At 64.9% G+C, this 25,967-nt stretch carries 25 protein-coding genes and 1 pseudogene; 13 read left to right on the top strand and 13 right to left on the bottom strand.

The features are described 5' to 3' along the window. Positions 1-142: 142 nt before the first annotated feature. The 7 genes from QFZ40_RS18165 (at position 143) to QFZ40_RS18135 (ending at position 7,451) form a co-directional block, all read left to right on the top strand. Positions 143-1,648: a four-carbon acid sugar kinase family protein gene (locus tag QFZ40_RS18165; protein ID WP_306906070.1), complete on the top strand. Its 1,506-nt coding sequence runs from the start codon at positions 143-145 to the stop codon at positions 1,646-1,648. Positions 1,649-1,686: 38 nt separating this feature from the next. Then, positions 1,687-2,586 (top strand): NAD(P)-dependent oxidoreductase, encoded by a 900-nt coding sequence (locus QFZ40_RS18160; RefSeq protein ID WP_306906069.1) that lies wholly within the window; start codon positions 1,687-1,689, stop codon positions 2,584-2,586. A gap of 187 nt (positions 2,587-2,773) precedes the next feature. After that, entirely contained in the window at positions 2,774-4,240 is a 1,467-nt protein-coding gene (locus tag QFZ40_RS18155) for a GntP family transporter (RefSeq protein ID WP_306906067.1), read from the top strand. After that, positions 4,240-5,103, top strand: coding sequence for a class II fructose-bisphosphate aldolase (locus tag QFZ40_RS18150; protein ID WP_306906066.1), 864 nt, complete (start codon positions 4,240-4,242; stop codon positions 5,101-5,103). The genes QFZ40_RS18155 and QFZ40_RS18150 overlap by 1 nt, the downstream gene beginning before the upstream one ends. A gap of 42 nt (positions 5,104-5,145) precedes the next feature. Continuing rightward, positions 5,146-5,550: a DUF1304 domain-containing protein gene (locus QFZ40_RS18145; RefSeq protein ID WP_306906064.1), complete on the top strand. Its 405-nt coding sequence runs from the start codon at positions 5,146-5,148 to the stop codon at positions 5,548-5,550. A gap of 180 nt (positions 5,551-5,730) precedes the next feature. Beyond that, complete coding sequence (locus QFZ40_RS18140) at positions 5,731-7,125, top strand: acyltransferase family protein (protein WP_306906062.1); 1,395 nt, start codon at positions 5,731-5,733, stop codon at positions 7,123-7,125. Further along, positions 7,122-7,451, top strand: coding sequence for a GNAT family N-acetyltransferase (locus QFZ40_RS18135; RefSeq protein WP_306906061.1), 330 nt, complete (start codon positions 7,122-7,124; stop codon positions 7,449-7,451). The genes QFZ40_RS18140 and QFZ40_RS18135 overlap by 4 nt, the downstream gene beginning before the upstream one ends. A 58-nt stretch (positions 7,452-7,509) precedes the next feature. Here the strand turns inward: QFZ40_RS18135 and QFZ40_RS18130 are convergent, their stop codons facing one another. After that, positions 7,510-8,265: a GAF and ANTAR domain-containing protein gene (locus tag QFZ40_RS18130; RefSeq protein ID WP_306906060.1), complete on the bottom strand. Its 756-nt coding sequence runs from the start codon at positions 8,263-8,265 to the stop codon at positions 7,510-7,512. 175 nt (positions 8,266-8,440) lie between these two features. Between QFZ40_RS18130 and QFZ40_RS18125 the strand changes: the two genes are divergently transcribed. Then, positions 8,441-8,980, top strand: a complete 540-nt coding sequence (locus QFZ40_RS18125; protein ID WP_306906059.1) for a hypothetical protein — start codon at positions 8,441-8,443, stop codon at positions 8,978-8,980. Between the two features lie 43 nt (positions 8,981-9,023). On the opposite strand, the gene QFZ40_RS18120 is transcribed toward QFZ40_RS18125, so the two are convergent. Beyond that, complete coding sequence (locus QFZ40_RS18120) at positions 9,024-9,380, bottom strand: hypothetical protein (RefSeq protein WP_306906058.1); 357 nt, start codon at positions 9,378-9,380, stop codon at positions 9,024-9,026. A gap of 194 nt (positions 9,381-9,574) precedes the next feature. Between QFZ40_RS18120 and QFZ40_RS18115 the strand changes: the two genes are divergently transcribed. Then, positions 9,575-10,348 (top strand): SDR family NAD(P)-dependent oxidoreductase, encoded by a 774-nt coding sequence (locus QFZ40_RS18115; RefSeq protein WP_306906057.1) that lies wholly within the window; start codon positions 9,575-9,577, stop codon positions 10,346-10,348. Here QFZ40_RS18115 and QFZ40_RS18110 read toward each other — a convergent pair. Together QFZ40_RS18110 and QFZ40_RS18105 are read right to left on the bottom strand one after the other, a co-directional pair. After that, positions 10,316-11,394 (bottom strand): annotated as a pseudogene (locus QFZ40_RS18110) (FUSC family protein). The gene QFZ40_RS18115 and the pseudogene QFZ40_RS18110 overlap by 33 nt on opposite strands. A gap of 169 nt (positions 11,395-11,563) precedes the next feature. After that, a complete protein-coding gene (locus tag QFZ40_RS18105; protein WP_306906056.1) occupies positions 11,564-13,195 on the bottom strand; it encodes an MFS transporter in 1,632 nt (543 codons plus the stop codon). Positions 13,196-13,674: 479 nt separating this feature from the next. Between QFZ40_RS18105 and QFZ40_RS18100 the strand changes: the two genes are divergently transcribed. Together QFZ40_RS18100 and QFZ40_RS18095 are read left to right on the top strand one after the other, a co-directional pair. After that, complete coding sequence (locus QFZ40_RS18100; protein ID WP_306906055.1) at positions 13,675-13,959, top strand: hypothetical protein; 285 nt, start codon at positions 13,675-13,677, stop codon at positions 13,957-13,959. A 70-nt stretch (positions 13,960-14,029) separates the two neighbouring features. Continuing rightward, positions 14,030-14,290 (top strand): hypothetical protein, encoded by a 261-nt coding sequence (locus QFZ40_RS18095; RefSeq protein WP_306906054.1) that lies wholly within the window; start codon positions 14,030-14,032, stop codon positions 14,288-14,290. Between the two features lie 132 nt (positions 14,291-14,422). Here the strand turns inward: QFZ40_RS18095 and QFZ40_RS18090 are convergent, their stop codons facing one another. Then, positions 14,423-17,008: an ATP-dependent DNA ligase gene (locus QFZ40_RS18090; RefSeq protein ID WP_306906053.1), complete on the bottom strand. Its 2,586-nt coding sequence runs from the start codon at positions 17,006-17,008 to the stop codon at positions 14,423-14,425. Between the two features lie 40 nt (positions 17,009-17,048). Here QFZ40_RS18090 and ku point away from each other — a divergent pair, with 40 nt between their 5' ends. After that, positions 17,049-18,167, top strand: coding sequence for a non-homologous end joining protein Ku (gene ku / locus QFZ40_RS18085; protein ID WP_306906052.1), 1,119 nt, complete (start codon positions 17,049-17,051; stop codon positions 18,165-18,167). Between the two features lie 57 nt (positions 18,168-18,224). On the opposite strand, the gene QFZ40_RS18080 is transcribed toward ku, so the two are convergent. Both QFZ40_RS18080 and QFZ40_RS18075 read right to left on the bottom strand, forming a co-directional pair. Continuing rightward, positions 18,225-18,491, bottom strand: a complete 267-nt coding sequence (locus tag QFZ40_RS18080) for a DUF7218 family protein (RefSeq protein ID WP_306906051.1) — start codon at positions 18,489-18,491, stop codon at positions 18,225-18,227. A gap of 208 nt (positions 18,492-18,699) precedes the next feature. Then, positions 18,700-19,125 (bottom strand): PepSY domain-containing protein, encoded by a 426-nt coding sequence (locus QFZ40_RS18075; RefSeq protein ID WP_306906050.1) that lies wholly within the window; start codon positions 19,123-19,125, stop codon positions 18,700-18,702. Positions 19,126-19,302: 177 nt separating this feature from the next. Here QFZ40_RS18075 and QFZ40_RS18070 point away from each other — a divergent pair, with 177 nt between their 5' ends. Further along, on the top strand, positions 19,303-19,770 hold the full coding sequence (locus tag QFZ40_RS18070; protein WP_306906049.1) for an SRPBCC domain-containing protein: 468 nt from the start codon (positions 19,303-19,305) through the stop codon (positions 19,768-19,770). Positions 19,771-19,855: 85 nt separating this feature from the next. Here QFZ40_RS18070 and QFZ40_RS18065 read toward each other — a convergent pair whose 3' ends face one another. The 6 genes from QFZ40_RS18065 to QFZ40_RS18040 form a co-directional block, all read right to left on the bottom strand. Next, on the bottom strand, positions 19,856-20,134 hold the full coding sequence (locus tag QFZ40_RS18065) for an HPr family phosphocarrier protein (protein WP_306906048.1): 279 nt from the start codon (positions 20,132-20,134) through the stop codon (positions 19,856-19,858). Between the two features lie 68 nt (positions 20,135-20,202). Further along, on the bottom strand, positions 20,203-22,269 hold the full coding sequence (locus tag QFZ40_RS18060) for a PTS fructose transporter subunit IIABC (protein WP_306906047.1): 2,067 nt from the start codon (positions 22,267-22,269) through the stop codon (positions 20,203-20,205). 2 nt (positions 22,270-22,271) lie between these two features. Beyond that, positions 22,272-23,282 carry a 1-phosphofructokinase family hexose kinase gene (locus tag QFZ40_RS18055; protein WP_306906046.1) on the bottom strand — a complete coding sequence of 337 codons (1,011 nt, stop codon included), beginning with the start codon at positions 23,280-23,282 and terminating at the stop codon, positions 22,272-22,274. Next, complete coding sequence (locus QFZ40_RS18050; protein WP_306906045.1) at positions 23,279-24,085, bottom strand: DeoR/GlpR family DNA-binding transcription regulator; 807 nt, start codon at positions 24,083-24,085, stop codon at positions 23,279-23,281. Before QFZ40_RS18050 ends, QFZ40_RS18055 begins: the two co-directional genes overlap by 4 nt. Before the next feature lie 183 nt (positions 24,086-24,268). Then, on the bottom strand, positions 24,269-24,526 hold the full coding sequence (locus QFZ40_RS18045) for a DUF6458 family protein (RefSeq protein ID WP_306906044.1): 258 nt from the start codon (positions 24,524-24,526) through the stop codon (positions 24,269-24,271). Positions 24,527-24,610: 84 nt separating this feature from the next. After that, positions 24,611-25,888 (bottom strand): FAD-dependent oxidoreductase, encoded by a 1,278-nt coding sequence (locus QFZ40_RS18040; RefSeq protein WP_306906042.1) that lies wholly within the window; start codon positions 25,886-25,888, stop codon positions 24,611-24,613. Positions 25,889-25,967 lie beyond the last annotated feature (79 nt).

Here is a 25,967-nt window from a genome sequence, read left to right as displayed (position 1 = left end):
CCCTTCAGCGCGCATGTCGAGATATGTCTGACAAGTCTACTTGCGCCCAATAGTGTGGTGTGCCACACTATTCCTAAATGTTAGATGTCAGACATCTTACAGTTACCTTTTTTACTAGATTCGATACACAACGGAGTGCACAGTGACTCTTGAAGCAGAAATCCTGGCCGCCTTCCCGGCCGAGATACAGATCCCTGCCACTCTCGTGGCCGAGAGCCTCGCCGCAGCCGGTACCGCCTCTCCCCGGATGCTGGTAGTGCTCGACGACGACCCCACGGGTACCCAGTCCGTCTCCGACCTGCCCGTGCTCACCCGGTGGGACGTTGAGGACTTCATCTGGGCGTTTGGCCAGGCCAAGCCGGCCGTCTACGTTCTGACCAACACCCGCAGCCTGGATCCCGCAGAAGCGGCCGCCCGGAACCGGGAAGTGGTCCGCAACGCCTTGGCCGCCGCCGGGACTGCGCAGGATATCGGCTCAGGGAACGGTGCCCTCCGGCTGGGCTTTGTCAGCCGCAGTGACTCCACCCTTCGCGGCCACTACCCGCTGGAGCCGGACGTTATCGCCGCCACCGTGGCCGAGGTCAGCGGAGAACAGACCGACGGCGTTGTCCTCGTCCCGGCCTTCCCGGACGCCGGCCGGGTAACGATCGGCGGCGTGCACTACATGCGCGGCTCCGGTCCGGATGCGGGCAGCCTCAACCCGGTGGCAGATACCGAATTCGCCAAGGACGCCAGCTTCGGCTTCGCCAACTCCGAGATGGCCAAGTATGTGGAGGAGAAGTCGGGGGGACGCTACGGCGCCGATTCCGTGATTGTGCTGGACCTCAACGTCATTCGCGCCTCCACTGATCCACAGATCACTGCCAACGCCGTCGCCGATGCGCTTGACGCCGCCACCAACTCCACGCCGATCGTGGCGGACATCGTCACCGAGAACGATCTGCGCGCGCTGGCACTTGGCCTGGCGGAAGCCGAACGCCGCGGCAAGAAGCTCCTGTACCGCGTAGGACCGCCGTTTGTTCGCGCCCGGATCGGCCAGGAGATCCGTAATGAACTCAGCGGCGCCGAAGCCTACGCCGGTTACACTCCCTCCACCGCCGGCGGCCTGATCGTGGTGGGCTCCCACGTGGGCGTCACTACCCGGCAGCTCAAAGCGCTGACGGAGCAGCATAGTGCGGCCCGTATCGTCGAGATCGACGCCGGGAAACTCCTTGCCGCCGAAACCGGGACAGACAGCGCCGGGGATTACCTCGGCCACATAGTGGATACCGTGGTGGACGCGCTCCACGGCGGCGACGTCATCCTCCATACCAGCCGTCTGCTCATCAAGACCGAAGACCCGGCCGAAAGCCTGCGGATAGCACGCACGGTGTCCGCCGCCGTCGTGGCCGTCGTGAACCGCACGCTGAAAACGTTCCCGCCCCGGTTTGTCATTGCCAAGGGCGGCATCACCTCCTCGGACGTGGCCGCGCACGGCCTGGAAATCCGGCACGCCATTGTCCGCGGCCCCATGCTGCCGGGCATCGTCTCCCTCTGGGAGCCCGTGGACGGTCCAGCCAAGGGGATTCCGTACATCGTGTTCGCGGGCAACGTGGGCGACGACGAATCCCTGGCCCAGGTCACGCGCAAACTCAGCAACACCTTCTAAACCGACCTACCTGCCGCACACATTCAATGGAGAACATCATGACCAGCAACTACACCGTCGCCGTCCTGGGACTAGGCGCCATGGGCCTGCCCATGGCCACCCGCCTGGCCAGCCAGCTCACCGTGAACGGCTACGACATCGCCGAACCGCGCCTGAAGCTCGCCGCGGACGCCGGGATCCACACCTTTGCTTCCGCCCGGGAAGCCTCCAAGGGGGCAGACGCCCTGCTGCTTGCCGTCCGTAACGGCGAACAGCTCAACGATGTCCTCTTCGGCGAGAGCGGCGTTGGCTCCGTGCTTGAGCCGGGCGCCGTCGTGATCCTCGGCAGCACAGTGGGCACCGAAGCCATCCCGGCCACTGTTGAACGGCTGGCGGAATATGGCGTGGAACTCGTTGACGCGCCCCTCTCCGGCGGCCCCAAGCGTGCCGGCGAAGGTGACCTGCTGATCGTTGTGGGCGCATCTCCCGAGGCCCGGGAAAAGGCCGGCCCTGTCCTGGAACTGCTCGCCTCCACACTGACCGTGGTGGGCGACAAGCCCGGCGACGGGCAGGCACTCAAGACCGTCAACCAGCTCCTCTGCGGCATCCACATCGCCGCAGCGGCCGAAGCCATGGCCCTCGCTGACGCGCTGGGCCTGGACCAGGCCAAGACCCTGGCCGCGCTGGAAGCCGGCGCCGCAGGTTCCTTTATGCTCTCGAACCGAGGCCCCCGCATCCTTGAGGCCTACACCGAGGAGGGCGCCGAAGTGCTCAGCCGCCTGGATATCTTCGTCAAGGACATGGGCATCGTCGGAAAGGCCACCCGGGCCGCCGGCCTCGCCGCCCCCGTTGCCGCCGCGGCAGAGCAGCTATACCTCCTGGGCCAGGCCCAGGGTCTCGCCGCCGCAGATGACTCCGCCGTCATTAAGGTGGTTGCGCCCACGAAGCGCACGCCTTAATTCTCCAGCCCGAATTCTCCCGTCTGAATTCTCCCCGCTGAATTCTCCATTCTGATTTCTCCCGTTCGGGAGGTACGACGACGGCGGTCCCCCTCCGGCATCGCCGTACCTCCGCATTCCCCTTCAAAATATCCAGCGCCCGCGTGCCCGTCTTCTGAGAGACTGGCATGTCAAAGGAGACACCTTAATGAACCCCCTGATAAACACGCTGATGGTGGGGGCGGCCGACGCCCCCGTCATCAAACCGGCTGTGGAACTGGGAACTCCGCTGCTGCTCACCATCGCTGCAGCAGGCGTCGCTTTGCTGCTGCTCATGATCATCCGTTTCAAGGTCCAGGCCTTCGTGGCCCTCCTGACCGTGAGCATCCTCGTGGCTGTGGCCGCGCAGATCCCGCTCAAGGACGTCTTCACCGTGGTTTCCACCGGCGTGGGCGGCACCATGGGCAAGGTTGCCCTGCTCATCGCGCTGGGAGCCATCCTTGGCCGGATGATCGAAGTCTCCGGCGGCGTCCAGTCCCTGGCGGCACACTTCACCGAAAAGCTGGGCGCCAAACGGGTCGCCGTGGCCCTCACCGCTGTCGGCTTCCTGGTGGCCATCCCCGTGTTCTTCGAAGTCGGCATCATCGTGCTCGTGCCGATCGTGTACGCCTTCTCCAAGATCGCCAACGTGAACCCGGTCAAGTTCGGCCTGCCCATGGCCGGCATCATGCTCGCCATCCACGTGGCCGTTCCGCCGCACCCCGGCATTGTTGCCGGCGCCGGCGTGCTCGGTGCCGATATCGGACTGATCGCCATGATCTCCCTGATCATCTGTGTCCCTCTGGGTTTCCTCTCCTACTGGGTTGCCAGCATCATGAACCGCAAAGAGTACGATCTCCTGCCCAGCGTCAGGGCCCAGGTGGACGAGTTCGGCTCCGACTCCCTGATCCGCGCCGGTCACGTCGGCCCAGGCCACAACGCCGTAGCGCCGCCCCGTCCGGGCCTGATCATCTTCCTCATCGCCGCCCCGATCGTCCAGATCCTGCTGGGCACCACAGGCACGCTCCTCATTGACAAGAAGGACCCGCTCTACGGCGTTGCCGCCTTCGTCGGGAATCCCTTTCTGGCCCTCCTCGTCGCCGTCGGCCTGTCCTTCTTCCTGCTGGCCGTCCGGCGCAACTGGTCCCTCAAGGACACCGGCGAGATCTTCGAAGGCGCCCTGCCTCCCATCGCCTCCATCCTGATGGTGGTCGCCGCGGGCGGCGTGTTTGGCGGCGTCCTCCAGGTCTCCGGCATCGGTGCGGCCCTTTCCGACACCCTTGACACCTTGGGCGTGCCCCTTCTCCTGCTCGCCTTCATCATTTCCCTCGCCCTCCGCGCAGCCCAGGGTTCCGCCACCGTTGCGATCGTCACCACCACCGGCCTGCTCTCGGCGGCCGTGGCCAACGGCGGATACACTCCGGCCCAGATCGCCGTGATCGTGATCGCCATCGGCTTTGGTTCACTCGGCCTGTCCCACGTGACCGACGCCGGTTTCTGGGTCGTGGTGCGATACTACGGACTCACCGTGTCCGACGGACTCCGGACCTGGACCGTGCTCACTACGATCCTCGGACTTGCCGGGTTCATCCTGACCTACCTGGCCTGGATCCTGGTAGGAGGACTCGGCGTCTGATGCGCACCCGACTGGACCAGCTGGTCACCTCCGCCCTGCAACAAGGCTCCGCAGTTCCTGCGTTCACCTGCTACGACTTCACTACCGCGCTGGCCGTTGTGGCCGCGGCGGAGCAGGCTGGCCGGGGCGTGATCCTGCTGGTGGCTCCGAAAACCGCAGCCACCGTCCACGGACTGCGACTTATCGCCGCGCTCCGTGGACTGGCGGACGGCGCCTCCGTTCCGGTAGCGGTGCAGCTGGACCATGCGTCCGATGTCGGGGTCATGGCCGACGCCGTCGCGGCGGGGGCGGATTCTGTCCTCGCCGATGGCTCGTACCTTCCGTACGAAGACAACATCGCCCTGGTCAGGGAGGCGCGCTCGCTGCTGGAGGCAAAGGGCTACGCCGGGATCGTGATTGAAGCGGAACTGGGCGGACTGGCAGGGGACGAGGACCGCGCCTTCGGGGCGGACCAGGCCGGCGTCCCCGCGGCGGGCCTGACCGACGCATCGCAAGTGGAGGACTTCGTGAGCCGGACAGGCGCTGATCTGCTGGCCGTCGCTGTGGGGAACGTGCACGGCAAGTACCAGGGCGAGCCGCAGCTCCGCTGGGACGTGCTCCAGGATATTGCCGTGCGCACGCATGTGCCCCTTGTCCTCCATGGCGCGTCAGGCATTCCGGCTGACGAATTGGTGAGGGCCGCTGCCATGAACGTCGGCAAGGTCAACTTCAACACGGAGCTACGCACCGGGGTCCTGTCCACACTGCAGGAGCAGCTGCCGGCGCACCGGGCCGACGGCGAGAACCTCCAGGGCCTGCTGGGTCATTGGAGCGGATCGGCCAGGGAGTTCGCCGCCGCCACGCTGGCCACGCTCATGCGCTGACGCGTCCGGCAGCATCGCCGGAAGGGGGGCTAGGATCAAGCCATGATCCTGGCCTCCCTTCTTTTTGCCTTCATCGCTGCTGCCCTCCACGTGTACATCTTCACTATGGAGTCGCTGACGTGGACCAGGCCTGCCACCTGGAAGCGCTTCGGGCTGGATTCCCAAGCCGACGCCGAGACCACCAGGTCCTTGGCTTACAACCAAGGTTTCTACAATCTGTTCCTTGCCATTGGGGCGTTCATCGGCGTCGGCTGCGTGGCGTTGACGTCCGAAGGGTCTGCGGCCTCCATAGCGGGCTGGACATTGATCTTCACTTGCTGCGGGTCCATGCTGCTCGCGGCACTGGTGCTGGCCCTGAGCGGTAAGAAGTACCTCAGGGCTGCCGCCACCCAGGGCGCCACGCCGCTGCTCGCCGTCGTACTGGGGATCCTGGCGGTTGCCCTCTAACACAGCAACGCGGGGTCACTTATGGCCCAATATCCCTCTCGGGATGGGCCGAAAGTGACCCCGCGTTGGTTGAGCGGCTTCGCATCCTGCACCGGCTTTCGCTCCGACGGCGCCTGGCGGGCGGATAACGGGCGGACAATAGGGTTAACAGCAACGTCCGGCGCTTGTAGGGATCCGCACGTGAGTGATGTTGAAGAGCAGGGGCCCGCCCCGGAGCGCGGGCCAGTGGAGCGTGATCTGGTCATCGACCTGGTCCGCTTCTTCTGCCTGGCGCTGGTGGTGGTGGCTCACTGCATGATGGTGAGCCCGGTTTTGCATGAGGACGGCACCGTCAGCACGGAAAATACCCTCGGGGATCAGGACTGGTTTGAGCCTGTGATCTGGATCTTCATGATTATGCCGCTGTTTTTTGTCACCGGCGGCACCACGGGCCTGCAGTCCTGGCGGCGGCTGAAGTCCGGCGGCGGCACCGGCGTTGAGTTCGCCCAGGCCCGGCTCCTGCGGCTGGTCCGCCCGGCCGCGGCGCTGCTGGCCTGCATGTTTTCCGGACTCTGGGCGGCGCTCCTCCTGGGCGTCGACCGCCAGGTGGTGCAGCTCATGGCCACCGGGGCCGGGATGCCGTTGTGGTTCCTGGCGGCCTACCTCGCCGCCCAGCTGAACATTCCGCTGCTGGCGCGGTTCCACGCCCGCGCCCCCTGGCTGACGTTCGCAGCCCTGGCGGCACTGGTGATGACCGTCGATTGCCTGCGCGGTACTGTTCCGCTACTCGCCTATGCGAACCTGGTGTTCCTCTGGTGCACGGTACAGCAGCTGGGCTTCCTTATGGCGGACGGCCATTTTTCCCGGCTTTCCCGCGCTGCCCTCGTGGCGCTGGTAGTCGGGGCGAACCTGCTTTTGGGAGCCGTCGCGGGGCTCGGCCTGTACTCCGGAAACATGCTGGTCAACCTCAACCCGCCCAACCTCTGCCTGCTCCTGCTCGCCGTTTCCCAGGCCGCTGTCCTTCAACTGTTCCGTCCCGGACTCGGCTGGGTTTCCGCGGTGCGCTGGGTCCGAGCCATTGTGGCGGTTGCCGGACGCCGCTCGATGACCGTTTACCTGTGGCATCTTCCCCTGCTGGTGGCAATGTCCGGGCTCCTGCTGCTCACAGACATCGCGAAACCGGCCGCCGGCACTGCCGCCTGGTGGTGGGCGCGTCCCCTGGTCCTGTTGGGCGTGGTTGGCCTGCTGCTTCCCGTCCTCGCCCTGTTCGGACGGCTTGAGGAACGTCCGACGGCGTCCGGACACACCCGCAATCGGCCCGCCATTGTGGTGGTGACGGCCGCCGTCGTCGTCTTCATTCCGGTGGCGGACGCTGCCTTCAACGGCCTTACGCTGGGGCTGCTGGGCGGCGGTGCGGCCTGCTTCATGCTGGCTGTCCTGCTTCTGGGCCGGATACCCGAGCGGATACCGGTTCGGCCGCCGGCACCGATCCAGCGGGCCGGCGGGCAGGCGCGCGGGGCTCCTGGAGGGACAGTGGGAGGCTCCGCGGGCGGGGCATTGCCAGCGGGGCCAACTAGTGCCAGTGTCGAACCATGACTGAGAACATTATTTCCGCAGAAGACAGGTTCAACCCGGACGTCTCACTAGCCAGGAATGATGCCCAGCACTGTTATGAGCTGCGGGTGGGCGGGAAGGTGGCCGTGCGGTCCTACTTCCAGGACAAGCCCGGTCATGTGGATTTCAGCCATACGGAGACCGCTGAGGAATTCAAGGGTCAGGGGCTGGGCAAGGTGCTGGCCCACTTCGCCCTGGATGACGTTGTGGCGTCGGGGAAACGGATCATCCCTCACTGCCCCTTTATTTCCGGCTACCTCCGCCAGCACGAGGGATACGAGCAGTATGTCGACTGGCCCGAGGCGTGATCCTCAAGTTCTTATCGGGTCCTTCGGGTTCAGCCGGTGGGCGTTCCAGGAGGGCGTTCTAGTCGAAATGGGTAACTGGAGGGCCCTCTGACGAGATCGCCGCCACGATCTGCTCCGCCACTACCCGCAGCTTCTGGTTCCGGCCGCTGGAAGCCTTGACCAGAATGGCCAGAGCCTCTTCCTGCGAGCACCTGTTCTGGCCCATGATGATTCCTGCGGCGAGGTCGATGGCAGTCCGGGATTCCATTGCTGCCCTGAGATCCGCGGCCAGCTGCTGGCCGGTGGCCACACGCACCGCCAGGCGGAGTGCGCTCTGGGCGTTCGCCGCAAAGCGTTCAGCGCTCTCAAGGGCGTCCGTATCGAACGCATTCTCAATGGGCGCGAAAATGTTCAAAGCCGCTTTGGCGTCCTCATCGAGTGTGAGGGGAACGGCGAGCACACTGAGCTGCCCCATTTCTGCAATAGCCTCGCTGTATTCCGGCCAGAGGGTGTCCTTCCGCGTGTCCGGCACCAGCACGGTTGTGCCGGTGTGCATGGCGTGGAGGCAGGGCCCGTCGCCAAAGTTCTGTTGGATCTCGTCCATCAGGCGCGCCTGCGGATCGCTCCAGGCAGCGGTGGTCGTTCTGCGGCGCCGGCTCAGCGTGACCGCGCAGACAACAGGAAGCTCCATGGAACCAGAGATAGCGCGGGCAGCGTAGTCGCAGAGTTCGCTCAGGAAGTCGTTGACGTCCTGGCTGTCGACGACAAGGTTCTGCAGCTGGGATGCTACAGCGGCCTCCGATCGAACTCCGCTGCCGGTTGCTGATTTGTCCATGATTAAAGTCTAGGCCTGCGCCAAGATAAAGCTCCGGCCGCGGCTGCTCTCTTTGGACCGATGTCAACACGGCGCGCCGTAACGTTGCAATCAAAGGTTGTGACGGGAGCAACATTTTCGTAAAGTCGGTGGAGGGCCATGCAGCCGGCCCGCCGGTACTTTCGTGGAGATTCCCTTGAGTCACAAACTTTCCCACCACAAGCTCCGTATCATCGTCCATGTCGATCTTGACCCCGGCCACATCACCGTCGATGTCGGCGGCTGCCTGACCCAGTCCAACTTTCCGGCCCTGCTCCACCTGCTCCTCCGCGCACGGCGCCTGGCCTCCTGTCCTGACATTGCCCTTAACCTACAGAAGGCAATCCATCTGGATGCGGCGGTCCTGGCCCATTTGCGCCACATCGCCAGCCCCGGCTCGCATAGGTCTGGACAGCACACGGCCATCCACCATGAAATGGGGCTTGCGGCCTCGGCCGCCCTGGAGGAAGCGGATGAGTTCCGCCTGACCATCGTTGAACCCGTATACCTGCCGGTTTGCCCGATCCATTCGGCCAAGGAGCTGGCCGCGGCGCGCCTCGATGTGGCAGAGGCCGCGCTCCTGGAGCACCCCAACCAGCCGACAGACCCACCACACCCCGTGCGCCCGTCCCGCGCCTCGGCCGCCAAGCGCTCCACCCGCGAAAAGGCACTTAAGGCCCACATAGTTCGCATCTGAGGGTATTACGTGCGTGTTCGCGGGTGCGTGACGGCCGGTTCAGCTACTGGTTCCTGCGCTGCTGCCACTGGGCTGCGTGCCAGAAGAGCAAGGCCAGCACTGTCAGCGCTCCACTCAGGACTGCCCAGGGTGCGATGTTCATCAGGACAAAGTACAGCGGCATGGGGTTCGATCCGGAACCTAGCGTTTCGCTGGCTTCAAGGAAGGCCCAGATGCCGCCGGTCAGCAGGATGGCTGCCAGCACCCACAGGATGATGATGAACGGGTTGGCTGACCTCCTGCCTGGCCGGTCAAGCCCGCCGCGCGGCTGATCCTGCGGCCGCGCTACTGCCGGATCAACGGGATTCCCATCCTGGTCAATTTCGCGGAACCTGATCTGATTAGCCTCGGCCTGCTCCACGTTTCCCCCTGTTTGACTCGTGCCGCCCACGTCCGGTGCTACTCAAACCCTAACGCGGGCTCGAGGCGGGCCGCGTGGACTCGCATGGCGGCTTTGCGGCCAAGGCCATCCGGGACTACCAGGCGGAGCATCCCGAGCTGTTCCTTGTTCGCCACCGCTCCGGCCTCGCCAAGTGACCCGACTAGGCTGGAGCCATGACTGCATCAGACAGCAAAACCACGGCGCTGATCACCGGAGCTACAGCGGGACTTGGCGCCGAGTTCGCCCGTCAGCTGGGGGAACAGGGCCACCACCTGGTGCTTGTGGCGCGGGACAGCGGGCGGCTGGCGGCCAAAGCGCATGAACTTGAAAACAACTACAGCATCGACGTTGAGGTGATTGCCGCAGACTTGACTGACGACGCCGGCGTTGCTGCCGTCGTCGAACGCCTTTCCGATGAGGCGCGTCCGGTGGAGATCCTGGTGAACAACGCGGGGTTCGGGCTGCTGCGGTCCTTTGAAGAAAATGACATCGAGGATGAAAAGGCGCACCTGAAACTACTCGTGGAAACTCCCATGGTGCTGAGCCATGCTGCGCTGAAGGGAATGCTGCGCCGCCGTTCCGGGAAAATCGTTAATGTGGCCAGCGTGGCCGCGTTCCTGCCGCGGGGAACCTACTCGGCGGCGAAGGGGTGGCTGGTGGCCTTCAGCCGCTGGGCCAACCTGGCATACTCCCCCCAGGGCGTGACAGTCACGGCGGTTTGCCCCGGGCTGACGCACACTGAGTTCCACGACCGCATGGAGATGGACAAATCAGTAGCGCCGCAGTGGATGTGGCTCAAGCCCGACCGCGTGGTCCGTGAGGCGCTGGCCGCGAGCGGGCATGGAAGGGCGGTATGGATTCCGTCCAAGAGGTACAGATTCATCGTGGCTGCGGCGCAGGTGCTGCCGGCCCGGCTAACTACCGGCCCGCCCCGACGGTCCAAGTAGGGCGCCGGGGAGGCGGAGATTCCGCCGGCGCACGGCAACCACCACCAGGATTCCCACCAGTGCGCCCACCAGGGTCTCCACACCGCGCTCCATGATCAGGACAGCGGGGTCGATGGGCGCCGCCAGCTGCGACATCAGCAGGATGACGGGCGTGAAGGACACCATCGCGATTCCATAGTGCCTGGTCATGAACAGTTCGGTGGTGAACTGGAAAACGATGACCAGGACGGCCAGCACAGCAATGTAGTGGTCGGCAAAGAATTCGGCCGGCAGCCACAGGCCGGGAAAAAGAACGACGGCGGTGACAGCCAGCCCGAGAAACGTCCCAACAATGCGGTGGACACCGCGGCGGACGCTGCTTGGCAGGTCGGCTCCCGAGAGGGGACAGCTGCGGCGGCCATGGCCCAGTGCGGGTGGCCACTGCCGCTCAATACGCCAAGGGTTCCGGCAGCTCCGACCGCCAGGACGTACCTGGCCGCGTGTATCGCGGCGAGCCGCCCTGCCGGCCCGCGGAGGGAGACGACGTCCCGTCCGGCGCCTGGCTGCCAGGCCCTGGCCCGTACCCAGCCAGCGAAACCAACGGCCAGGGAGAAAGCGGCCGAGGCGGCGGCGATCAGCAGCGCCGTGTACCAGGGGACATCCGTGGCGACCGAAGCGCAGGCGCCCAGAGCCAGGATTCCGAAGAACGGGCCGTTCGGTTTGAGCCGTACCTTGTCCGCAAAGACCGAGCCTGCACCGGCAAGCAGTGCCTCGACTCCCACCAGCCACCACGAATGGAGGTGGTTGACCGACAGGAAGATACCGACGCCGACGCCGCTCAGCAGCACCAGCGCGGCCTGCGACTGGTGCCTTAGCCTGAGCTGGTGCGGTTCGGACCGTCCGTACATGCCGGTGAGGGCGCCGAAGACCGCATAGATGATGAGGTCTTCGCGGCCGGCAATCAGGAGAACGAGGGACGGGACGGCAACACTGAGGGCTACCCTGAGGGCTGCGAGATGATCATTGTCCGCCGGCTCCAGCCGATGAAGGGCGCGGACTTGCCGCATCACGGGCTTCACCGTTCACACCACCCATCTTGTCCGGCTCCCCGGAGCCGGGGCCTTACGGAACGTATCACAGCAGACGCGGCGGAGGCCCGTACCTGATGCCCTCCCCAGGGAGGGCGCCAGGACGGACCCCATGAGCGCGGGCTACAAGACGTACCGGGACAACTGCCTAAACCGGCGCCGGAACCCTGGTGTCTTCCAGGTCTTCAGTGCCTTCCGCGTCCGCCGGGGTGGTTTCGACAACGTCCTGGGTTTCGAACGGCATCTCGTCCAGGTCGATCAGCGGGTTCTCGTCCTGAGTGGCCACCAGTTCGCGAGCCTCGGCCGCGGTGTCCACGCTCGGCATGGAGCCCGGCAGCGGACGCTGGGCCGATTCCTTGAGGAAGTAGATCGCGACGGCGCCGATAAGGGACGTGCCCATCAGATAGTAGGCGGGCATCATGTCATTGCCGGTTACGGAGATGAGCGCGGCCACGATGAACGGCGTAGTGCCTCCGAAAATGGCCACGGCGAAGTTATAGGCAATGCCCATGGCTCCGTAGCGGCTTGCCGTGGGGAACTGTGCCGGCAATGCGGAAGCGAGATTCGCGACATAGAACGCCACCGGGAAGGCGATCAGCGAGAGGCCGGCGAGGGTGGACCAGATGTCGCCGATCCCGATGAGCAGGAACGCCGGGGTGGCCAGCACTACGGTGCTGATGGCGCCGATCCAGAGCACAGGACGTCGGCCGATGCGGTCGGACAGCTTCCCCGTCAACGGAATGCAGAGGCTCATGATGACCAGCACGGGGATTGTCAGGAGAGTGCCGTGGACGGGATCGTAGCCCTTGGACTCTGTAAGGTACGTCGGCATGTAGGAGGTCAATGCGTAGCCGGCCGTGTTGGCCGCTGCCACGAGGATCATGGCCACGATCAGCGAGCGCCAGTAGGCCTTGACGATGCCGAGCGGGCCCTTGGCGGCGTCCACGTCAGCTGCTGCAGCGTCCTGCCCGAGGGCTTCCTGGGCATCGAGAGTGGCCTGGAACTGAGGGGATTCCTCGATCTTGTTCCGGAAGTAGATGGCGACGAGGCCCAGGGGACCCGCGACAAGGAAGGGAAGGCGCCAGCCCCAATCCTCCATGGCGGTCTGGCCGAGGGCCAGCTGCAGGATGGAGACGAGCGCTGCGCCCAGGGCGAAGCCAAGGTAGCTGCCCATATCCAGGAAGCTTGCAAAGAACCCACGTCGCTTATCCGGCGCGTACTCGCTCACGAAGGTGGTGGCGCCGGCATACTCACCTCCGGTGGAGAAGCCCTGGACAAGCTTCAGGAGCACGAGGAGGGCTGCGGCCCAAATGCCGATCTGGGCGTAGCCCGGCAGCAGCCCGACGGCGAATGTGCTCGCAGCCATGATCATCAGTGTTGCGGCGAGAACCTTCTGCCGGCCGACCTTGTCGCCGAGCCAGCCGAACACCACGCCGCCGAGTGGACGCGCGATGAAAGTGGCGGCGAATGTTCCCAGCAGGAACAGCGTCTGGACGGACTTGTCGGCTTCCGGAAGGAAGACGGGTCCCATGGTGGTGATCAGATAGCCGAACACGCCGACGTCGAACCATTCCATGGTGTTACCCACAATGGTGCCGCCGACGGCTTTTTTCAGCATCGGCTGATTAACGACATTGACGTCGGACTCCTTGAGCCGGCGCCGTGCGAGGAGCTTTGGTTTCCTCAGGCCTGTTGGTGTGACGGGTGCTGCCATGTTGTTGGTTCCGCGGGCGTTGTTCACGCCTGCTGAAGAGTCGGTCGTGCTTCGGTCTGTGGGCATTTGGGCGACTCCTATGGAGGTCATTTGCTTGCGACTTGTAGCTGCCCCGCTCCGGGCAGGCCTTCAATTTTACGCGAAACCCCTGGTGGCTCCGGGCTGCAGGGCGTAGGATGGCCTGTTTTGGGGCGCTTTTAGCCGACGATCTCCGATGTGTTTTCGCCTCTCCCGGCCCGCCATCACTGGCATTTCGGCCGAAAAGCCTCATCGTTATGCAATTTTTTCGCTTCTTCCGCTTTTTTGAGGCTCTTCGGGCCCGGATCGGCCAAAAATGTGACGGCGGCCATGGACTCTGCGGCCCAGCGAATGGGTGCTGTCCTAGGCTCCGGGCCGGGGGTTCACAACCCGCTGGCATGCTGCCTATTGTTGTGCCATGGGAACACTGATTTTTGAGTAGGCGGACGCCTGCGGCCAGGCTCGGCCGGCCCGGTCCTCCTGATATCGCCAGACACGCTGATTCTCCTCAGAAAGGTTCCATCCAAATGACTGAACACAACCCCTCAAGCCAGCCTCGGCCCGAAGCCGGCAACGCCCCGGAAGCCCCAGCCCCCGAAGCCCCCGCCCCGGAAGCCCCGTCCGGCCAACCGGACTCCGGTGCTAAGCCAGCGCCGAGCGGCATCAAGTCCCGGCTGACTGAAGCGCAGAGGGCAATGCTTGCCAGCAAGTCCCGGGGCGGGGACGCCGGCCTGACGAGTGTGGGCAAGAACCACAAGCCCACCCACACCAGCGGCAAACAAGGTCCGGCCGAGAAGAAAGTCCGCTGGTAAGTCCAAGGTCAGGAAGCAGCAAAAACCTGTTGTTCGACGACACTTCATTTCAATGCGGAAAGGAAGAAAAATGGCTGAAAAACACGCAGAAGTAAAGATCGAACCGGAGGTCGCCAGACACCTCGCGGCGGCCATGGATACACCGTCACTGCCAGGGCCGGCAACGATCGCCGTCACCACGGCCATGGGCGGGGAGCAGCACTGGCCCGATGGCAACGGCAAGAAGCGGCACCCCAAGGAACGCGGGGCGGAGCAGGGCCGGAGGGGACATGAGGCAGCAGTAACGGCCGTCCACCGTACAGGCCGGCCGCAGATGCCGCACTCGTCCTAGGACATCTAAGTCATAGGACACTAAGTCCTGGAGACATGTAAACCGTACGACGACGCACATGGCCTGGCGACACCCGTATTCGGGTGTCGCCAGGCCATGGAAGCTTTCCTGGCTTTCACGAAGCCCCGGGTTTCAGGCCTCGGCCACCACATCCTCTGGATCCTTGTCCAGCCGCCAGCCGCGCCAGACGGGGTGCCGCAGCTTTCCTGCGCCGGTCCATTCGCCGAACGTCACCTCACCCACCAGCCGCGGCGTGACCCACTTGGCGTCCGCGGCGTCCTCCCTGGGAACATCGTCAAAGGGTGACGTCTTCCGTGCCAGGGCTTCCACTTTTTGCCGCAACTCAGTCAGCTCGCGGGTACTGAAGCCGCTGCCCACCCGGCCCACGTAGCGAAGGCTTCCTGCGTCCGGGATGCCCACCAGCAAGGATCCCACCGAGCCCTGCCGGCCGCCCTTGCCGGGACGCCAGCCGCCCACTACTACCTCCTGGGTCTTCTCCACCTTGATCTTGATCCAGGTCCGGGTCCGCTGTCCGTTGGCGTAGCGGCTGTCCGTCCGTTTGGCCATCGCCCCCTCCAGGCCCAGCTCCTGCGCGCTCTCGAGGATGTGGTCTATCCGTTCGTCCAGGACGGGGGACAGCCCGACAGGACAGTCCGAGGGGGCGAAGAACTCTTCCAGCCGCTGCCGCCGCTTCCGCAGGCTCTGCCTGCGAAGGTCCTCACCGCCGTCGTACAGGAGGTCAAAGAGCATCAGCCGGACCGGGATGGATGCACGTGCCTTCTTGACGTCTGCGGGCCGGGTCAGTTTCATCCGTCCTTGCAGGAGCCCGAAATCGGGCCGCCCGGAAGGCCCGACGGCGATGATCTCACCATCAGCGACGAACGACTGCGCCGGCCAGCAGCTGCGGTCGGCCAGCTCCGGATAGGTGGATGTCACGTCGTTGCCATTGCGGCTGAAGACACGGACCTTCTGCTCGTCGGCGACGATCAAGGCCCGGACACCATCCCACTTGAGCTCGAATTGCCAGTCGCTGCCTTGAAGATCGGCGACGGTGCCGGACGTGGCCATCATGGGTAGGAAATCCTCAGCTGTGGGCGCGGATGCCGGCGCCGCCGGTTTTGAGGCCCTGGAGGCTGTTTGCTGATCGGCCCTTTCCCCATCCTTGGTTTCCCCGTCCTCCGATGGCCCGTCCTCCGATGGCCCGTCTTCCGGTGACCCGTCCTTCCGAGGCCCGTCCTCCGGTGGCCCGTCTTCGAAGGACCGCGGATGCCGGCGCGCAGCGCGGCGGCCAGGATCCCTGTCCATCAGGTGGATCAGCCACTGCCCTTCGGCGTCCTTGCCCTGTCCCCGGCCGGTATGGATCAGGGCGAACGTTTTAGTTCCACCCAGCCCGCCGCCTTCGGAGCCCTTCAGTGTGGCGATGACTTCCCTGCCGTTGATCCATTTCTGCAGTTCGTAGGTTCCGTGGTCCCAGATAGTGACTTCCCCGGCCCCGTACTGTCCCTTGGGGATGGTGCCCTCAAAGGTTGCGTAGTCCAGGGGATGGTCCTCCGTCTGGACTGCCAGATGGTTCTTGCCCCCGGAATCGGGAACGCCCTTGGGAAGTGCCCAGGACACCAGCACACCCTCGTGCTCCAGCCGGAAATCGAAGTGGAGCCGGCTGGCATGATGCTCCTGGATCACAAAGGTGTTCCCAGGGCCCTCGGCGCCCGTGAAAGGCTCCGGGGTGGCGTCCGGGTCCCGCATGGAACGGTACTTCTGCAGGCGGGGATGCCCAGCGCCGTCGTCGTCCGTATGTCCGGGACTTCCGGAAGCACCCGGATGCCCGGCTCCTCTGGTGATGGCTGCGAACGGATCCTTGCCCGCCTCGACCCGGCGCAGTACGGCCTTGTAGTCGAGGTGTTGCAGGTTGGGGGAACTGAGTTCACGCCATGTCCGCGGGGCAGCGACAGTGGGCGCATGCCGGCCACGCAGCGAGTAGGGCACGATGGTGGTCTTGGCCGCGCTGTTCTGGCTCCAATCCACCAGGACCTTTCCTGTGCGCAGCGTCTTCTTCATGTCGCTGACTGCGAGGTCCGGATGGTCAGCCTCCAACGCCCGCGCCAACTCGTGGGCAAAATCGGAAATCTGTTGTGAGGTCTGCGTTCTGTCGAGGCCGGCGTAGAGATGAATGCCCTTGCTGCCGCTGGTCACGGGAACGGGGTCCAGGCCAACGTCCTCAAGGATAGAGCGGGCCAGGAAGGCCACTTCGACGCATTCCTCCAGGCCTGCCCCGTGTCCGGGATCCAGGTCGAGCACCAGGCGGTCAGGATTCAGCTGGTTGCCGTGGGAGTCCACCTGCCACTGTGGCACATGGATCTCCAACGAATTGATCTGGCCAAACCAGGCCAGGGTGGCGGGATCATTGACCATCGGATAGTAGATGGTGCGGTCCTTGTGCGTGATGGCGGCACGGGGGAGCCAGCCCGGGGCTGAATCCTCCAGATTCTTCTGGAAGAACACCTCCCCCGGATGCCCGGCGGTACCCACGCCGTTGACCCACCGCTTCCGGGTTGCCGGCCGGTTGGCGGCAGCCGGGATGAGGACATGCGCGACGGCGGCATAGTAGGCCAGGACGTCGGCCTTCGTGGTGCCGGTTTCCGGGTAGATGATCTTTTCCAGGTTTGTCAGGCTGAGTTCCCGTCCGGCAACCCGGACACGCTCCTTAGGTCCGGCCATGGGTCTTCACCTCCGGCCAAGTCTGATGTTCACTTGGAGGATGAGAGCCATCTGGAAAGGTGCCATAGCGTTCGGCCTGGTCAACGTGCCCGTCAAGGTCTACAGCGCCACCGAAGACCACGACATCAGCCTCCACCAGGTCCACAACGCCGACGGCGGCCGGATCAGGTACCAGCGTCGGTGCGAGGTATGCAGCAAGGTCATCGACTATTCGGACATCGAGAAGGCCTACGAGGAGGACGGCAGGACGGTCATACTGACCAAGGAGGAACTCAAGTCCATCCCCGCGGAGAACAGCCACGAGATCGAAGTTGTCCAGTTTGTGCCGTCCGAGCAGCTGGACCCGATGACCTTCGAGAAGAGCTACTACCTGGAGCCGGACTCCAAATCTCCCAAGGCCTATGTGCTGCTGCGCAGTGCCCTTGAGGATACCGACCGGGTGGCGATCGTGCAGTTCGCCCTGCGGGAGAAGACCCGGCTGGGTGCCCTGCGGATCCGCGGCGACGTGCTGGTGCTGCAGTCCTTGCTCTGGTCTGACGAGGTGCGCGAAGCCAGCTTCCCTGCCCTGGATGCGGCCGTCCGGATTTCCCCCCCGGAGCGCGAAATGTCCGCTGCCCTGGTGGACTCCATGGCCGACGATTTCGAACCCGACCATTTCACCGACGACTACCAGATCCAGCTCCGCCAGCTCATCGAGGCCAAGCTGGAGAAGGGCGACGCGCTGGACACCGAGGAAACCTTTGGAGTTGAGGCAGGGGAGGGTGGCAAGGGCGAGGTAATCGACCTGATGGAGGCCCTCAAGCGCAGCCTGGACCGGAAGCGCGCGGGCGGTTCGGCCGAAACGTCCGCTGAGGCCGACTCCGGCGCCGATGAAGCCGGGGAGGAGGCTCCTGCCAAACGGGCTACCGGATCGGGGACCAGGACTGCAGCCAAGGCTCCGGCCAAGACTGCCGCGTCCAAGACTGCCGCGTCCAAGAGCTCCGCACCAAAATCGGCTGAAGCCAAGACGGCTGCCAAATCGGCTTCCACGAGGACCACTGCAGCAAAGACCACGGCCGCAAAGAGCACCGCCACCAAGACAACGGCCCGCAAGCCCGCGGCGAAGTCGGAGCCGGCTTCCGCGAAGGCGTCCACCACGCGGACGCGCAAGGGTGCATGAATCAGAGGCGGCTAAGCAGGCCCGTGGTCTCGCAGCCGGTCGGGAGATGGCCGCCTCCTAGGAGTTCCGGAGGGCGGAGATAAGCTCGCTCTTCTTCTTGGCCGAGTATCCGGTAAGGCCTATCTCTTTTGCCTTCGCTTTAAGTTCCGGGACGGTCCAATCGTCGTAGTCGCCGGATTTGCCGCCCTTGCGGCCAGTCTCGGACCGACCCTTTTTAGCGGCGGCGTTGGAGATGCGGGCGGCCTTCTGCTTGGACGTACCTTCCTCCCGCAGCTCCTCATACAGCTCAGGATCCTTCAGGCTCGGATTCTTCTTGCCGGGCATGGCATTCTCCTTCAACCCCTCTGCGGTACTGACGTGAGGTCAGGCTTCAACGCTAATTCCGGTCCTGTGTGAAAACAAGGAAACGCACCGGACCATCGATCCGGAATCGGTGTAGGGGTGTGCCCCATGGGCGTTGGTGAACTCCCGACGGTGACCTTTGCCAGTACGGCGCCCGAGCAGCGCCGCTGGTCAAATCACGCACTGCCGGTCAAACCACGCACTGCCTGTAGTCCCGCTCTGGCGCGCCGGTGTTCAGTACTTGGAAATCCGCCCCGAGTTCGACGTCGACTTCAGATCCGTCGTCACGGATGACCTCCACCTCGTATGCGGAAGCGCCCTCATTCTCGCCTTCCACTTCGCCAACCCGGCCTTGACCAACACTCGCCAGGGCTGCCTGGCCTGCTTTGTCCCGGTCAGCGGCACTGAGGCAAGAATCGGAGTCGTTGTCCGTCTCGGCGCTGATGACGGTTCCCGGTCCCGTGCTGGCGATGGCTGCATCGCTGGCCTGCTGCAGATTGGTTCCGCTCAAGGGCTGATCATCGCCGGCCGTGCTGACAGCGGAGGCAATTGTGGCTCCTCCCAAGGCGACTGCAGCCGAAGCGGCTCCGGCGATCCAAAGGGCTTTCTTGCGCATGGCGGTCTCCCCGTTACCTACCTACCCCAGCCCTTCCAATTTGTGTCTTAATAATCTGCTCTCAATACTCCGCCCCAACAACAGGCGTGCCGGGATTGGCGCTGTCGGCCAATTCGCTGCGGGAGTAGTCTCAGTGCCAGGCGGATGGGCCGCCCGGACAGCCAGGAGGAGAGTTCTGTGGCAGGAAACTATGTGGCGACCTCGACGGTCAGCATCGATGCCCCGCCGGACCGCGTCTGGGACGTGATCACGGACCCGGCAGCGGTCAAGGAGTTCATGTTCGGCACGGAGCTGGTGACCGACTGGACAGTGGGCGGCTCCATCCTCTGGCGCGGCGAGTGGGAGGGCAAGGAGTACGAGGATAGGGGCAAGATCCTGGAGTTTGTACCGGGGCGGCGCCTGGTCCACACGCACTTCAGTCCGCTGGGCGGCGAGGAGGACGCCCCCGAGAACTACCACACGCTGACCTGGACCCTCGAGGAGGATGAGGGCGGGACAACGCGCCTCACGCTTTCACAGGATAACAATGCCACCGAGCAGGCAGCACAGCACTCCCAGGGAATGTGGGACATGCTCGTGGCGGACGTCAAGGAGATCACCGAGCGCGGAGAGAAAGAGGCCCTGCGCATAGACAACGAGGATTAGACACCAACGGCCACCGTCGCACCCGTCCCGGAAGGGGAGAGTCGCGGCGGCGGCCGTCGGCACGCTTGTATCGAACGAAGCGCGGCTACTCTGCGTCGTGATCCGTTTCCAGGATCTGGACCAGCCGGTCCAGCGCGTCGTCCGCGCCGTTGCCTTCGGCGCGAAGCACCACGACGTCGCCGTGCGAAGCACCCAGGCTCATGAGGGACAAGATGCTTGCGGCATCCATTGCCTCATCGGCTGGCTCGCCTTCACGTGCGATGGTGATGTCCAAATCAAACTCGCCTGCGGCCTCGGCAAAGATGGCGGCGGGGCGGGCGTGAAGGCCCACGCGGCTGGCGACGGTTGCGGTGCGTTCTGACATTTTTGCTCCTTATGTCTTTCGGCTGGCTGTTGGTTCAGTGCCGTGGATTGGGAAGGGTGATGCTGGGGTCAGACCGTTACTGGAACGGGCTCTACGTTAGCAGCGGCCTTAGCGGCCCGGGCGGCAGCCGAGCGCTTAAGAGCGAGGACCGCCAGAGCGCTGACAATGGTGCCTGCCACGATGGAGATGACGAACATCAGCAGGTTGCCGATGGCGAAGAACACGAAGATGCCTCCATGGGGTGCCTGCGAGGTGACCCCCGTGGCCATGCAAAGTGCGCCGGTGACGGCGCCGCCCACCATGCTGGCGGGGATGACGCGCAGCGGGTCGGCCGCGGCGAACGGAATGGCGCCCTCGGAGATGAAGGATGCACCCAGCAGCCAGGCTGCCTTGCCGTTCTCGCGCTCAGCCAGGCTAAAGACCTTCTTGTCCAGGACAGTGGCCAGGGCCATTGCCAGCGGCGGGACCATGCCTGCGGCCATGACCGTGGCCATGATCTGCCACGGCGCCTGGTTCGTGGCGCTGCCGGCGCTCAGGCCGGCGACAGCAAAGGCATAGGCCACCTTGTTGACGGGGCCGCCGAGGTCGAAGCACATCATGAGGCCAAGGATGATTCCCAGGACGACGGCGGAGGCACCGGTCATGCCGGACAGCCAGCCGTTGAGCGCCGTGGTGAGGCCGGCGATCGGTCCGCCGAGTACCAGGAACATCAGGCCGGAGGCAACGATCGAGGCGAGCAGCGGGATGATCACCACGGGCATCAGGCCGCGCAGCCAACGCGGAACCTGCCAGGTCCCGATCAGGTGCGCAATGTAGCCTGCCAGCAGGCCGCCCACGATGCCGCCGAGGAAGCCGGCACCCATGAAGCCGGATACGGCGCCAGCGACGAAGCCCGGTGCAATACCGGGCCGGTCCGCAATGGCGTAGGCGATGTAGCCGGCCAGCGCGGGGACCAGGAAGCCCATGGACAGGGCGCCGATCTTGAAGAGGACTGCGCCCAGGTAGATGGCGAGGCCGCCCTCAGGCAGGTTGCCGAAGTTGTTCGCCAGCACAATCTTGTCTGCAACGCTGGTGATGTTGTAGCCGCCGAGCAGGAAGCCCAAGGCGATCAGCAGGCCGCCGCCGGCAACAAACGGGATCATGTAGCTGACGCCGGTCAGCAGCGCCTTCTTGAGCTTCTGGCCGATGTGCTCGCCCTTTTCGGTGGCTGCGTTCTCGGCCTGTTCCTCCGCCCCGAAGTGCGGAACCCGGCGTGCGTTCGGGTTGTCTGCAGCGGCGAGGGCTTCCTGCACCATCTTGGCAGGCTCGTCGATGCCGCGCTTGACGGGTGCGTTGATGACCGGCTTGCCGGCGAAGCGCTCCTTGCCGCGGACATCCACGTCGACAGCGAAGATGACGGCGTCTGCAGCGGCAATGACCGCCGGATCGAGGGGCTTCGCACCTGAGGAACCCTGGGTCTCGACCTGCAGGTCCACGCCCACTTCCTGGGCGGCAGCAACAAGGGAGTCCGCCGCCATGTAGGTGTGGGCGATCCCTGTGGGGCAGGCTGTCACGGCGACGAGGCGCTTTTGCCTTGAACCGTCGCCGGCGGCTGTGCCGGCACCTCCATCGGCACCTGCAGCGGCGGTAGCACCAGCAGCAGCGGCTGAAGCGCCCACCGGCGCGGTGGCCGCGTGCGCCGGCTTGTCGGCCAGGGCGCCGTCCACCAGTTCCACGATCTCCTCCCGGGAGGAGGCGGAGCGCAGGGCCCCAGTGAAGTCCTTCTTGATGAGGGAGCGGGCCAGCTTGGACAGGAGCTTCAGGTGCTCCTGGTCCGCGCCGTCCGGAGCGGCAATGAAGAAGATCAGGTCCGCGCTGCCGTCCTTGGCGCCGAAGTCAACCGGCTGGGAGAGCCGTGCCATTGCCAGGGTGGGGACGGTGACCGCCGCGGAGCGGCAGTGCGGGATGGCGATGCCGCCGGGAACGCCCGTGGCGGTCTTCTGTTCCCTGGCGAAGGCGTCCGCGAACAGGCCTTCGGCTTCGGTGGCGCGGCCGCTGGCTGCAACTTTGCTGGCCAGGTGCCGGATGACGTCCTCGGGCGAGTTGCCCAGGTTCTGGTCGAGCTCGACCAGTTCTGTGGTGATGAGCTGAGTCACTGTCAATCCTTTCGAAGGGCCGTGATGGTTACGGCATCCGGAGTGGTTTGGTGGACTGCCGGGACAGTGGAACCCGGCAGGGAAGCAGCGGCGGCACCGTGGGCCACCGCTTGGCGAAGGCAGTCGGCCGGGGCGGCGCCCTGGCCGTGGGCGAGCAGGTAGCCTGCAAGCGCCGAATCTCCGGCGCCGACAGTACTGACCGCGGCGACCGGCGGGTGCGTGGCCAGCCACGCGCCGTCGGCCGTTACCAAAACAGCTCCCTTGGACCCGAGAGTTGCCAGTACAGCACCCACACCGGAACGCACGACGGCGGCAGCGGCCGCCGCGGCAGCCACCGGATCCGCTTCAAGTTCGTCAGCGGTGGACGCCAGGGCGAAGCCGGCTGCCGCAGCCAGTTCCGCCAGTTCCTCGGCGTTGGGTTTAAGGAGGTCCGGCTTCCCGGAAATGCCCTCCGGTGACGTGCCATCGGGCCGGGCGTCGGCGACAGCGCCGGCAAGCGGTTCACCGGACGAGTCGACAGCAATCAGCGGAGCACTGCCGTTGTTTGCCGAGCGCAGGCGCCTGGTCACGGTGGCGTAGAAGTCAGCCGGGAAGCCAGGCGGCAGCGAGCCGGCCAGGACCACCCAACTGGCGCCCCGCGAGCGTTCCAGCAGCAGCACGATCAGCGCTTCCTGCTGTTCTTCGCTCAGGACCGGACCGGGTTCGTTGATCTTGGTGGTGACCCCGCCCGGTTCGGTGAGGGCCACATTGGTGCGCAGCGGTTCGCCGATGGCGAGGGACGCGAACGGAACCTTTCCATCGTGAAGTCCCGCGAGGACAGGATCGCTGTCAGCTCCGGGGAGCACGGCTACCGTTTCCAGGCCGGAGGCCACCAGCGCGCGGGAAACGTTCACGCCTTTGCCTCCCGACTCCTGGCTGACGGAGACGGCGCGCTGGACTTCGCCCCGTTCCAAGGGTCCGGGCAGGGCTACTGTCCGGTCGAGGCTCGGGTTGGCGGTAAGCGTGACGATCATGCGATCACCACGTCTACCCCGGCCTCCGTGAGAGCGGCTGCTAGTTCGGGGCCGGGCTCTTTGTCTGTAATCAAGGTGTCCAGGTCTTTCAGGGAGGCGAACTGGACCAGGGTTTCTGCGTCCAGCTTGGAGGAATCGGCCAGCACCACGATGCGGCGTGCCGAATGGACGAAGGCTGCCTTGACGGCGGCTTCTTCAGGATCGGGAGTGCTGAGGCCAAAGCTCGCGTGGATACCGTTGGTGCCGATGAACGCGATGTCCGGGCGGATCCGGCGTGCCGCCTCCACGGTGGCCTGTCCTACGGCGGCCTGGGTGAGGCCGCGGACCCGCCCGCCCAGGATCTGGAGCGCAATTCCTGGTGTGGTGGACAGCTTTCCAGCGATCGGAATGGCGTGGGTGATCACCACGAGCTCCGTTCCGGGTTCCGCCGGGACGGAAGGTTCGACGCCGGCGCGGCGGGAGAGCAGTTCTGCCAGGGCTTCGGTGGTGGAGCCTGCGTCGATCAGGACGCTTCCCGGCGAAGCGTCAGGGATGAGGGCCAGGGCTGCCTGGGCGATTCGCATTTTCTGGTCCGGGCGCTGAACGGCCCGTTCGTTGATGCTTTCCTCGGTGGTGCTGAAGCGGTCGGCTGCGACGGCGCCGCCATGGACCCGGCGGACAGTACCGACGGTCTCGAGCGCCGCCAGGTCCCGGCGGACGGTTTCGGTGGTGATGCGGAAGCGCTCGGCCAGAAGGGTCACACTGACCCGACCGCTGCCGGCAACAAGCTCGGCAATCTGCTGCTGGCGCTCCTCGGCAAACACATACCCTCCGTTGCGTAAAGTCTGGAAATCCTTCAGGTGACTGGCATCACATGATGTTGAATTACTTGACTTTATCTTTGTTCATGTTGGTTTGTCAATGGAAAACCACAAGAACAAAGAAGGCCGGGCCTGACCGCTTGGATCTGGCCCGGCCTCCCGGATGCATGCGTACTGTCTCCGTCCCTACAGCTGGCCGTCGCGGCTTTCATTGCGGGTGATGCGTTCGCCCGTGTTCGGATCCATGACGGAGCGGGTTTCGCTGACCCGCCGGCTGCGTCCCGGAGACGCGATGATAAGGGAGACGATGAGTCCGATAACACCGACAGCAATCAGGATGTAGCCGATCAACGTCAGGTCCACGTTGGGGATCAATCCAGGGGTGATGGCCCAAGCCAGGATGGCACCGAGTGCGATGAGGAAAATGGAGGAACCGATTCTCATGACTTACTCCTAAGGTGTGAGGACTGCCCGATCTGTTTCCAACAGCGACGTTCCTGAACAGCATGGTAAGCATGCTGTCTAATGTCAGGCTACATCACCTGCCCCGGCGCCGGGTGGAACCGGGGCCTGAAATCCGGCGCTTTTCCGGGTGTCCCACTCGATGTGGTGCCGGTAGATCCAGTCGAAGTCCGCTGCCGCCTTGCGGGAGAGCGACCGGAACACAGCTTTCAGGACCAGGTCTTCGAGCACGCGGCTGAACTGTCCGCGGATCTTGGGCGCCGCGCTCCGCCGGCCCCACTCCACCACGGCTTCGGCCCGTTCACGCCGCTCGGCCTCGTATCGCGTGAGCGCCGTCCGGAGTGCGCTTGCGCCTGCGGTATCGGGCCTGATGCCCTCCACTGCCCGGCCCAGCGTCACGGCATCCTCTATGGCCATCGAGGCACCCTGGCCGGACGACGGCGACGCCGCGTGCGCGGCGTCGCCCACCAGGACCATGCGGCCCCGATGCCAGCGGGGAATGCTCGGAAAATCGAAGGTGGAGTACGGCCTGATGATGTCCGGCGAAGCGCTGATAATGGACGCCATGGGTGTTTTGTCGCCTGCCACCAGGCCCGTCAGCCAGTCCCTGAGCTCTCCGGTATCGAGCTGTGAAACATCCTCCCTTGTCCGCTGCAGGGGATTGGCGAACCACCAGATCCGGCCTGCAGGGTCCTGCATGTAGCAGTAGAAGCACCGTTTGCCGAAGATCATTTTCATCTGCCCCGGCCCGATGTCCACAGTGCCGGCGGGCAGCGTTCCAGCCGGGGTGATGCCTCCGGTATTGAGCAGGGGGATGCTGCGTGGCGCCGGGGAGCGGGGTTCGATCAGCGTCCTCACGGTGGAACGAAGCCCGTCCGCGCCGATCAGCAGATCGCCGCCCGCGGAAGTGCCGTCGTCGAAAACTGCCGTGACGCCGTCGGCCCTTTCGGTCACGGCGCTAAGCCGCTTACCGTATTCGATCTTGATGCCACGCCGCGTGGCTTCGGTTCGAAGCAGGCCATAGAGCTCGGAACGGGTCAGCGTGCGCGCCGTTGTCCCGTCCGGAAGGGTGCCGCCGAACTCGAAGTCGATCAGGTGGCGTCCGGTGCTGCCGAGGTACATGGACATCCGTGGCGTGCTGAACCCCAGTTCTGCAGCCGCCGGCTTCACTCCCAGGGTATTGAGGGCATCGAAGCCGTTGACGGCGAGTGTCAGGAAGCCGCCGATGCCGTCGGACGGAACGGCATAGGCTTCATAAACGACGGCAGTGTGCCCTGCTTTCTGCAGGGACAGGGCCGTGGCCAGGCCGGATACTCCGGACCCGATGACGAGGCATTGCAGCATTGCTTCTCCTTTGGAATATATTTCGTTCGGTTAAACGAAATATATCCCGGCCAGCTGACCCGGGCAATCCTTTCGGCTT

Origin of the sequence: Arthrobacter pascens (genome assembly GCF_030816475.1) — a bacterium.
Lineage (GTDB): Bacteria > Actinomycetota > Actinomycetes > Actinomycetales > Micrococcaceae > Arthrobacter > Arthrobacter pascens_B.
The sequence above is the reverse complement of the archived record's forward strand: the minus strand, read 5'-3'. Positions and strand labels throughout refer to the sequence as shown.